This is a genomic window from Ilumatobacter nonamiensis YM16-303, from assembly GCF_000350145.1.
GTDB classification, from domain to species: Bacteria; Actinomycetota; Acidimicrobiia; order Acidimicrobiales; family Ilumatobacteraceae; genus Ilumatobacter_A; species Ilumatobacter_A nonamiensis.
This window is the reverse complement of record NZ_BAOL01000106.1, coordinates 1-9,843: the sequence shown is the minus strand read 5'-3', so window position 1 is coordinate 9,843 and position 9,843 is coordinate 1. Positions and strand designations below refer to the sequence as shown.

The window sequence follows — 9,843 nt, the reverse complement described above, 5'->3', positions numbered from 1 at the left end:
AGGCCGGGAGTTCGAATCTCCCCACCCCGACCACGCTGATCTGGTGTTTTCCAGCTTGGTGATCGGCTTGACTCATCGATGTATCAGTGCGGGGGCGGCTGAGTATCGATTGGGAGCGCCGATGGCGTGGAAGGCAACCGGTCAGCCGACGGTCCGCAAGCAGCGCGGCAAGTGGGTCGTGCGCGTCGACGGGGTCGACACCGTCACGGGCAAGCACAAACCGAAACAGCTCGGCACCTACCAGTCCCAGCGGTCGGCGAACGCCGCGGCACGGGAGATGCGCGCTGAGGACATCGCTCTCACGAAGGGGACGGTGAGCTGGCTCGTGCGCCGCTACGTCGCAGGGCGGACCGACATCACGCCGAAGGCACAGGAGCAGTACGCCTGGGCGATTCCGCACATCGAGGCGGGGCCCGGAGCGATCCAGCTGTCGATGCTCGACCGTGACGACGTGGCCGGCTGGATCGAGGGACTGGCGAACGGCGGCAAGCTCTCGCGACGGTCGGTGCAGATCTGCCGGACGGTGCTGTGGGCCGCGTTGAGCGAGGCTGGTCGACGAGGGTCTGATCTCTCGGAGTCCGGCAGCTCGGGTCGGTCTCCCTCGGACGGTTGCGAAGCCGAAGCGGGAGAAGGAGGTCGAGACCTGGACGGTCGACGAGGTCGAAGCGTTACTCGAGGCAACATCGTGGCATCGCTGGGCGATTGCGTTCCGTCTGAACGTGCTCTACGGACTGCGGCGGAGCGAGCTGCTCGCGTTGAAGTGGGACGACTTCGACGACGAGGCCGGCACGCTCCGCATCGACGAGAGCCTCGTCGCCGTTCGGTTCGGAGCGTCGTGGAGCAACGCGAAGAACGAACGGTCACGCCGGACGATCCCGCTCGACGACGAGACGCTGCGCGTGCTCACTCGCCGGCGAGCCGAGCAAGCCGCCGAGCGGCTGGCCGCTGGCTCGGAGTGGGAGGACAACGACCTGATCATCGCGACCCGACAGGGCGGGCTCGTGCTGCCACGGTCGTACGACCGGGCGCTCGAACGGTTTGTTCAGCGGGCCGAGTTGCCGAGGCTGACATCGCACGGACTGCGCCACACGGCCGCCACGCACATGGTCCAGCAGTCGAAGGACCTCGGCGAGCTGCGAGCGATCGCCGACATCCTCGGCCACAGCCCCGAGATGCTCATGAACACCTACGCCCACGCGCTGCCGAACAGCCAACTCGCGGTCGTCGAGCGAATCGGTCGGCGTGGCTGATACCCGAACTCGGCTTGCGCCGCTCCCGTAGTCTTGTCCTTCGGATGACGGGCGACGGGGCAGGAGAACAAAGCGCAGACTGGCCACCCGCTACTCCGGGTTGGGACTACGAACAAGCCGACGGAGCGCACGTCTTCCGGGGCGGCGGCTCGCAGCCGCTCGATCTTGGTGAGGTTCCTGATCGAGCCACCGTCGCAGTCAAGCGTCCGAACGCACGAGTGAATCGGGCTGTCACGATCGAGGCGACTTCAGCGAGGTACGTCGAGTTGTCGGTCGACCCAGCGTGGAGCTCGTACGAGTTCGTCGGTCGCTTCAACCAGGTGAAGATCGGATCGACAGAGAAGTCCGGGCAGCGTCCGACGCTCAAGTTCTCTACCGCGCCGACGAGGCTGATTATCAGCGACGGCGATTTCACGCTTCATCAGGTCGACGATGGCTCGAACCTGAACATCCGCGTTGGTGCCGCAAAGAGTTGTGCGCTCAATGTCCAAGCGGCGGACGTTGCTGCGATCGAGGGCAACGGTGGCCAGCTGGTCGTCCTGTGTGGCTCCGAAGAGATTGGGTCGATCGCCTTTGCCGGCCGGGTCTTTCTGCGCGGGGCCTCCCGGGTTGCGTCTCTCCAGTGCGAGACCGCAACCATCGAGACGGGTCTGGTTGCGAAGTCGGTGATCCTCGGCGACGGCGGTCTTGGCGCGAACGGAAGGATGGGTTCGCTCAAGGCTGAGGAGGTCACCTCGTCAGGTCCGGTCTACGCGTCCTCGATCGATTGCGGTCGTCTCGTCGTCGAGGGGAGCAGCGTCGTGGCCTCCACGAATCATCAGAACGCAGTGGCTGTTGCGACACGGTTGCGCTCCGATGTGGGCGATGGACAGCTGGGCAACGTGAGCAGCGGCCTCGGCAGCATTGTTGTCGGCGAGCTCGAAGTGCGTCGCGGCTCGGTGTCCGCTTCCTCGGTCTCTGTAACATCGGGAGGCTGCGTGGTCGACGGGGACCTGGTCGTCGATCGGCTATCGGTTGGCGACGACCAGGTCGTGAAGGTCGGCGCTCTGTCTGCTGCGCAAGTAGCTGCGCCGACGTCGCCGGTCGAAGCGAGCGAGATCCGCCTCTCCAAGGAGATGTCGGTTCGCCACGTTTCCGCCGGTCGCTTTGAGCTGCAGGGCTCCGTGGTCGTGGCTGAGAGACTTGACGCTCACGAGTCCCTGCACAGTGCCTGCGAACTCGACGTTCCGGAGTCCGTGGTGGGCGGCGACTGCCACGTCACCGCCGGATCCATTGCAGGGTCTTGCGAGGTCCGCGGGAACCTGGAGGTCGCCGATGGAGTGCATCTCGAGGATGTCACCTGGTCGCCTGATGCGCCAGACGAGGGACGACCGCTTGCGACCATCGATGGCGCCGTCCGGAAGCTGGAGATCAGGCTGTCTGGAAGCGGTGAACTGGCTGGAGCGGGCATCGTGCCGGAATTCGGTCCGCTCAGAATTCTCGGAACGCTCGTTCTGAAACCTTCGGTGCGGGGTGGAACCCAGCGGCAGCGAGATGACCCGGTTGGCCTCGGCGAGATCAGTCTCGGGAGCGGAGCGTCGATTCGTTTGCCGAGCGACCTGCCGACCGAGATTCTTCGACTCCATGTCGAGGGCACCGAGTGTTCCGTCGTGGTGGACAATCAGCCGTGCACGATCACGGTTGGAGCGAACGCCGATTTCGAGCTGGTCGTAGGCGGGCCGACCTCCCTCAGATGCGGAGACCAGGCCGACGGTCATGCAGTCCAGCTCCGGGCGAGCGGTAGATCGCCGCTGATTCTCTCGGGCCACGTTCAAGTCTTGGATTGTTCGGACTCCACGCAACCACTGATTCGTCTTGAACCGACGGCTTCCGTTGCGCACGCAACCGGGCGGCTGCGGCTCGACAAGTGCCAGGGACGACTCACGTCCGCGTGGATCGATGACGCCCCACCGGCGCAGCTCATCGAGGTCGGGAAAGACCTCGGAGGCGGGCGCAGCCATCTGCTCGGTGTGGACGTCACAGAACTCTCGGCGCCTGAGCTGAGCAACCTGGGGCAGATCACGTCGGTCGAGCCCGATGCGGCAACTCTGAAGGCATTCGCGAAAGAGGACGGCCTCTCCGAATACGAGGTTAGACAGCGGGCTCAGTGGAGCGTGGATCTCAAGGCGGCGCTCGTCGGCAAGGTCTCCAGTGGTCGGACATCGTCGACGGCAAGCTGGGTCGCTGCCCGTCTACAACACCGGGCGATTCGGCGAGACCGCGGCCACCTGTGGGAACGGATCGGCCGTTGGCTTCATCGTCTGATGGGGTACGGGCACAGTGTTTGGCCGCCGTTGGTCTCATGGATCGTTGCGAGCTTCGCGCTCACGCTCATGAGCCTTGACAGGTGGAGCAACTCGGCATTCACAGTCGATATGTGCACCCTCCCCGACAGCAATGATCACCCTCCATGCGTCACGGGGTTGGGCGACTTCGGCCGGGAGTTCGTGCGCATCGCCCTCTTTCCGTTCCGGCTGCTTCGGCTCTCGGACGGAGAACTCGTCTTCTTCTTCCTTCCTGATTGGTTCCAGCCGCTGGCCGGTCTGCTCGTCGGCTTGCCCTTCATCTTCTTGCTCATCGCTCTGCGCCGCTACTTCAAGCTCGCCCACGACGAGTAGGTCGACGGGTCGGGCGCGGGTGCGCGCTGCATCTCACAGCGAGAGGCCGAGCCCGGCAGCCTCCGGCAGAGCTGCTCTTGGACCGATTGGGCGGAGTCAGAGCGTCATGTCGGTGTCGCAATGCCGGGACGTCGGCGCGGTCGCTGGCGAGCGTGAACTCGAGTGCGTCCCGTGCCGCTTCCAGCGTCGGCTCGTCGGTGACGACGAGGGAGAGGTTCTCGGCTCGGCCGCGGGTCATGCCGACGTAGAGGCCTCGGCAGGTCGTTGCCGACGTCGCGAGGGTCAGGCTGCGGTCGGCGGTGATGCCTTGGGCGCCGTACTCGCTGGTGGCGTAGGAGAGTTCAACGTGCTCTGCGACGTACGCGGCCGGGAGGGTCGTAGAGTCGTGTCCCTCCAGTCGGGAGACCGTGATGCCGCCGCCCGGGTGGGTGGCGGTGACGGTCCATCGTTCCTGGTTGCGGACGTGGTCGCCTCGGGAGGTGCGGAGGCGGCGGTCGTTGTGTCGGGTAGCGACGACGTCGCCGATCATCGCCCACTCGTCACCGATCGAGACGAGCGTGTCGGGGTCGAGCTGGCCGGCGGTCGCTCGCCTCAGCTGGATACGTTCGTTGATGGCTGCGACGTCCGCGTTGCGGGTGGTCGTGATGGCGAGCGTCTCGCCTCGGCGGTCGCAGTCGAGCCAGATGTCGGCGATGGTGTCGAGGTGTTGGTCGAGGCGTCCAGGCCGGAGGCGGCCGAACGCCTCGTAGAGGTCGAGTGACCGGGTCTCGCCTTGGCGGAGTGCGAGCGAGGCGCTCGCTTCCCAGTCCTCGGTGAAGCGGTGGAGTTGATCGAGCTCGACGGTGCGGACGGTGTCGCACAGTTCGGTGAACATGCCGCCTCGGCCGACGGGCGGAGCTGGTGTGGGTCGCCGACGAGGACGAGTCGCCATCGCTGCCGCTTTACGAGCTCGACGAGGCGGTGGAGGTCGGCGGTGTTGAGCATTCCGACCTCGTCGACAATAAGCGTTGTCCCGGCCGGGAGGCCGGCGGCGAACGAGTCGGGACCCGGGTCGTCGAGGTCCCGAAGCAGGATGGCGACGGTGTCGGCGTCGAGGTTCGTCTCCCAGTGCAGCACCTCGGCGCCCTTGGCGGTCGGGGCCACGCCGATCACCGGTCGACCACGGTCCTGAAGGTCGAAGATCGCGGCGTCGAGCATGCGGGTCTTGCCGGCGCCTGCCGGGCCGACGACGACCACCAGCTGATCCTCCCCGGCGACGGCTGAGGCGGCTGCGAGCTGGGCGTCGTCGAGGCCGAGCGGGTCGATGTCGACGGCGGGGCAGGGGTCGTCGACCTGGGTGCTCATCGCCCAGGTGAGGATGCGCTCCTCTTGGGCGAGGACGTGTTCGCTCGTGGCCTGGGCGGCGATCGGTTCGGTCCAGATCGATCGGCCGTCGGACGCTCGACGCTGGCCGGTGTCGCTGGCGGGGTCGAGGTCGATGCAGTCGGCGAGGACGGTGTCGACGGCGTGCTCGAGGGCGGCCGCCCACGTCGTTCCGTCGTGGCCTCGTTGGGGTGGGGTGAGGTCGCAGAGCGTGCGGAGGACGTCGAGGCGGTGCCAGACCGATCGGTGCTCTGCGAGTTCGGCGAGGATCGCCTCGACGCTCACGGGTTGGCGTGTTGGCGCTCGGCGGGCAGCGGTAGCGATCGAGGCCGTGAGCGAGCGGACGTCGATGCCGAGTTCGGCGGCCTCCGCGATCCAGCGGGCTCGGAGTTCGGCGGGGGAGCGGCCGGTCTTCGGTGCTCGGGTGTCTCGGGAGACCTCGCGCTCGATGGCGGCGCGTTCGAAGCGGGTCGGCTCCCGGCCGACCTCGTCGATGAACGCGCCGACTCGTTCGTCCATCTCGATGTCGATGTCGGCGGCCCGCTTGGAGAGCTGGGCGATCAGCTCGACGGGGACGCCGGCGATCTCGGCGAGGCCGTTGTCGATGTCGTCGAAGGCGACGCCGAACCGCTTCATCAGCTCGGCTCGGAGAACCGACTGGTAGCGGCCGCCGAAGGTTCGCTGGTGCTTCTTGAGGACGCGGGCGTCGAGTGCGTACCAGCGGCCGTCGGGTGTCTGGACCCTGGAGGAGATGATGACGTGGGAGTGGAGCTGGGGGTCGTCGGCTCGGCTGGTCGACTGTCGGAAGACGGCCATGGTGAGGCCGTTGGTGTCGATGTGCATGCGACGGCCGTTGGATCTGATGCGGGTGGTGGAGCCGTAGTGCTCGATGGCGGACGCAGCGGCACGGACCGCGATGTCGTGGCACTCGGCGAGTCGTTCGTCGCCGGTGAGGCCCCACCAGATCGAGAGCGACTTGGGTGCGGAGAAGGTGGCGTCGAAGCCGCCGACGGCGGGGATGGTCTTGCCGTTCGAGGTGATGCGGTCGAGCAGTGGGCGGCCGAGTGGTTGGCCGGTTCGTGGGTCGAGGCCGGCAAGGACGTCGGAGAGGGCGTCGACGGAGACGTCGCCGATGAGGTCGAGGTCGGGTGCCTGTCGGCCGGTCCAGCGGCCGGGGATCTCGTGGGCGTCCTTGGCCAGGTAGTTGCCGTAGTACTCGGCTGCGGCTCGTGCGCTGCGGGCGAAGAGGGTGCGGACGCGCATCATGACGGCTCCCGACCGCCGGCGGGCACCTGTCTCTTGGTGGTGAGTTGGTTGGGTTGGGTAGTGATTCGGTTCATTGGTGGGGGTGGGGTTCAGGCGGTGAAGAGTTGGGGGTTGATGTCGGTGGCGGGGTGTCGTCGGTTGGTTCGGGTTGGCGTCGCGGTCACGGGTGGGTCGGTGTCGTCGTGGTCGGCGAGGGTTGTCGTGATGGGTTCGCCGATGAGGTCCTCGATGGCGTGGCGGAGGAAGCGGATGGAGTCGCCGACCTTGATGCAGGGCAGGCCGTCCTCGCCGTTGGTGTCGAGGTAGAGGCGGGCCTGCTCGTAGGCCTTCGTGCGCCCGATGCGCAGGACGTCCATCACCTCGGCGATCGTCAGGACCGCCGGTCGGGGACGATGGGTCGGGATGGGTTGCACGGGGCCTCCTCGGTGTCGTGGACGTCGCAGGATGAACGTCTTTCCTTCCCGACATGCCGGTGAGAGGCGCGGGCGTTACGACATCAGTCCGACGGCTGTGCCGTAGAGAAGGCCCGATGAGGGCGCCCGGCGTTACATGATCGATCGGCGTGATATCATCTTTGGTGTCATGTGGTCCGTCGAGGTGGAGCCGGAGGTGGAGCAGTGGATCGACAACCGAACGAACAAGGAGTTCGCCGCCGTCCTGCCGCACATCGAGCGGCTGGCCGACCGGGGCAGTCAGCTCCGCATGCCCGCGTCGCGGTCGCTCGGCAGCGGTTTGCTCGAGTTGCGCTTCGACCTGCAGCGGGTGGCGTGGCGCATCACATACTTCTTCGCGTCCGATCGACGGATCGTGCTGCTCACGGTCTTCCGCAAGCAGCGACAGAACGAGCGCGCCGAAGTGCAGCGCGCGAGGCGAGCGATGGAGCGATGCATCGCCGAGGGCCACACGGCCGAGGAGGATGACTGATGGCGAAAACGACGATCGATGAAGTGAAGCGCCGACGCCTGGCGTCGATGAGTGACGAGGAGCGTGCCGAGTTCGACGAGACCTACGAGGCGACTCGCCTCGCACTCGAAGTCGGCGAGCGGGTTCGTGACGCCCGCGAGGCGGCTGGGCTCAGTCAGCGTGAGCTGGCGGCTCGGATGGGGACGAGTCAGGCGGCGGTTGCCCGCCTCGAGGCCGGCGGAACTGGGGCGACTCTGACGACTCTCCAGAAGGTGGCATCCGCGCTAGACCTTGCGGTCTCGATTGAACTGACGGCCGCCGTCGGGTGACTAGGCCGCAATGTCGACACGTACGGGCAGTGAATGAAGTCCGCCGGGCGGGGTGCTGCTTTGGCCGCAGCATTCGGTCTAGTCGGGGTGGCGGTTTTCGTCTCCGCACGCTGTCGACGACGCGGAAGCATCCCGGAAGAAGACACTCCCGATCAGCGATTGGTCTCGGAGCCCCGGGATAGCACTGTGCGGAACGACGTGCAGTCGTCGCAGGAGCCGAACGCCAGAACCGCGGCGAAGAGCCGACTCGCCTCGCCTGGGGCAAGTCCGGCAGTCGAAGACGCTGACGCTGTTCCCGACGAATCGGAGTCGCCCGCAGAGTTGGACGCTGAGGACGACTCCGGCTCGGGCCTGCTCAAGCGCTGGAAGCGTCGATGGAAGCATTGGCGCTGGCGGCGCAGTGAGCCGGTCGAGAGCCTCGAGTTCTTTCGGAAGCGCGACGCTCAGGAGAACGCCGAGGGACGGCTACCGGCTGACGACGACCTTCAGCAGGCGGGGCTATGGGTCGCCGAGATCTATGGGCCTGCCTCGGTCGCATCGCTCCAATCCAGGATCAGGCGCCTTGGATGGGGGGAGGGTCGTGCCACGCGAGACGTCGATAGCTGGATCGACCGTGCTCGAAGCGGGCCGGGCGGTTGGACCAGCCTCGGGCTGATTTCGTCGGAGTCGAATCGACACTTCATGGCGGATCAGACCGACGTGCTGCCCCCTGGCGTCCGAGCGGCGTGGCCGAGTCTTCACTCGCTGTCCGACGCCATCACGATCCTGACCGTCTTGTTCGTCTACGAGGAGGACGACCCGGAGCTGGCGGAGGCTATGCGACGAGACTACGAATCGACGTTCTCGGTCCTCCCTCCACGCCTTGCCGGACTGGGCCCTCTTCGGCGTACGTTGAAGCGCGCACTCAGGCCCCGGAAACCGCGGCGAGGCAGCGGCTACTCGATGCATCGGCCCAACGAACTGAGAAGGCAGGCGGCGCAAGACGTTCTCTCTCGTCGCCGACAGCAGTGCGTGGCGTGGGTGGCAGAACGCGTTCCGGGATCGTTCTCGACCGCCGGCGTGGTTGAGCTGCCGAGTATCCAGCTCGTCCTGACCGAGAAGGCGGACCCAACGAGCGAGCCCGGCCTGCGAGACAGATGGCTGGCAAACACTGGCGTTGACACGTTTGGTGGAGGGCCGTGGCGATCTGAGAGTTGGCCCGCGGTGCGACTATGGACTCCCGGAGCGTTCTCGGAGCCTGAATCCAGTGCTCTCTCGCTGATCGGCCGCAGGAGTGATGCGTTCCCCCAGCAAGACGGCTCTCCTGACGACTCCAACTTCGTCGTGGCTCAACGGGCGAACGACTACCTGCAGGGTTTGTTGGTCCGATGGGCGCACTCGCAAATGCTCGCGACTCATCGAAAGCAGCTGGCCGAGCTACGAGACGCTGCGGCTCGGCTGGACCGATCGACTTCGTGGCCGGTGAGAGATCTAAAGCAGCGTCGTCGGGCGATCCACGGGCTCGCCGGCGATGTCGCAATTAGTACCGCGGCGGCGAAGCGGCTGGCCTCCAACAAGCTTGGCTGGCACATGGACGTTCTTGACCTCGTCGAGGCCGAACCGTTCCGTGGGCGGGAAGCGGACCGCCTCACCGAACGGATGAGGCTGAATCAGATCGCCCTGGCACAGGACCTCGAAGAAGACCTTCCCCGAGTGATGACGATCCTGTCTACTGACAGCGAGTTGGCGGCCAACCTGTCCAACATCCGCCTCCAGCGCTTCGTCTTGCTTCTGACCGCAGTCGCCGTTTCGATCGCACTTTGGGCTGCGTCCGTCGCCTCCGACGAACCAGAGCCCGCACCGCCCTCAGTGGTCGAGGAAGTCTCCGACTAAGGGCCCGAGGGACGTCGGTGGGTATCGCGGATGTATCAGTCCGGCGTGCACCGGCTCGTGACGCTCCGTCAGGCCGTGCTCGGCCCGTCCGAACATCACCCCAGGTAGGCCGGCAGAAATCGGCGAAATCCGGCACGAAACGGCATTCGCCGAGAAACCCGTTTTCCAGATTTGGGAGCAGGAGGCCGGGAGTTCGAATCTCCC

7 protein-coding genes and 1 pseudogene are annotated in these 9,843 nt (G+C 66.3%); 5 read left to right on the top strand and 3 right to left on the bottom strand.

From position 1 onward, the window contains the following. Positions 1–548 precede the first annotated feature (548 nt). The gene (locus ON45_RS11505; protein WP_083914824.1) at positions 549–1,250 is read left to right on the top strand and encodes a site-specific integrase; all 702 of its coding nucleotides are present in this window, start codon (positions 549–551) and stop codon (positions 1,248–1,250) included. Between the two features lie 44 nt (positions 1,251–1,294). Continuing rightward, complete coding sequence (locus ON45_RS11500) at positions 1,295–3,907, top strand: hypothetical protein (protein ID WP_158412370.1); 2,613 nt, start codon at positions 1,295–1,297, stop codon at positions 3,905–3,907. Here the strand turns inward: ON45_RS11500 and ON45_RS11495 are convergent. The 3 genes and pseudogenes from ON45_RS11495 to ON45_RS11485 all read right to left on the bottom strand — a co-directional run bounded on the left by ON45_RS11495 (position 3,885) and on the right by ON45_RS11485 (position 6,948). Beyond that, positions 3,885–4,436, bottom strand: coding sequence for a hypothetical protein (locus ON45_RS11495; RefSeq protein ID WP_040494023.1), 552 nt, complete (start codon positions 4,434–4,436; stop codon positions 3,885–3,887). The two genes, ON45_RS11500 and ON45_RS11495, sit on opposite strands and share 23 nt — an antisense overlap. Before the next feature lie 255 nt (positions 4,437–4,691). Then, positions 4,692–6,532 (bottom strand): annotated as a pseudogene (mobF, locus tag ON45_RS11490) (MobF family relaxase); the annotation flags it as partial. Positions 6,533–6,624: 92 nt separating this feature from the next. Then, the gene (locus ON45_RS11485; protein WP_040494020.1) at positions 6,625–6,948 is read right to left on the bottom strand and encodes a helix-turn-helix domain-containing protein; all 324 of its coding nucleotides are present in this window, start codon (positions 6,946–6,948) and stop codon (positions 6,625–6,627) included. A 169-nt stretch (positions 6,949–7,117) separates the two neighbouring features. Here ON45_RS11485 and ON45_RS11480 point away from each other — a divergent pair, with 169 nt between their 5' ends. From ON45_RS11480 to ON45_RS11470, 3 genes are all read left to right on the top strand, one after another. Then, on the top strand, positions 7,118–7,459 hold the full coding sequence (locus ON45_RS11480) for a type II toxin-antitoxin system RelE/ParE family toxin (RefSeq protein ID WP_040494019.1): 342 nt from the start codon (positions 7,118–7,120) through the stop codon (positions 7,457–7,459). Beyond that, positions 7,459–7,767 carry a helix-turn-helix domain-containing protein gene (locus ON45_RS11475; protein ID WP_040494017.1) on the top strand — a complete coding sequence of 103 codons (309 nt, stop codon included), beginning with the start codon at positions 7,459–7,461 and terminating at the stop codon, positions 7,765–7,767. The genes ON45_RS11480 and ON45_RS11475 overlap by 1 nt, the downstream gene beginning before the upstream one ends. A 681-nt stretch (positions 7,768–8,448) precedes the next feature. Beyond that, positions 8,449–9,639, top strand: a complete 1,191-nt coding sequence (locus ON45_RS11470; protein ID WP_148288649.1) for a hypothetical protein — start codon at positions 8,449–8,451, stop codon at positions 9,637–9,639. The last annotated feature ends 204 nt before the right edge of the window (positions 9,640–9,843 follow it).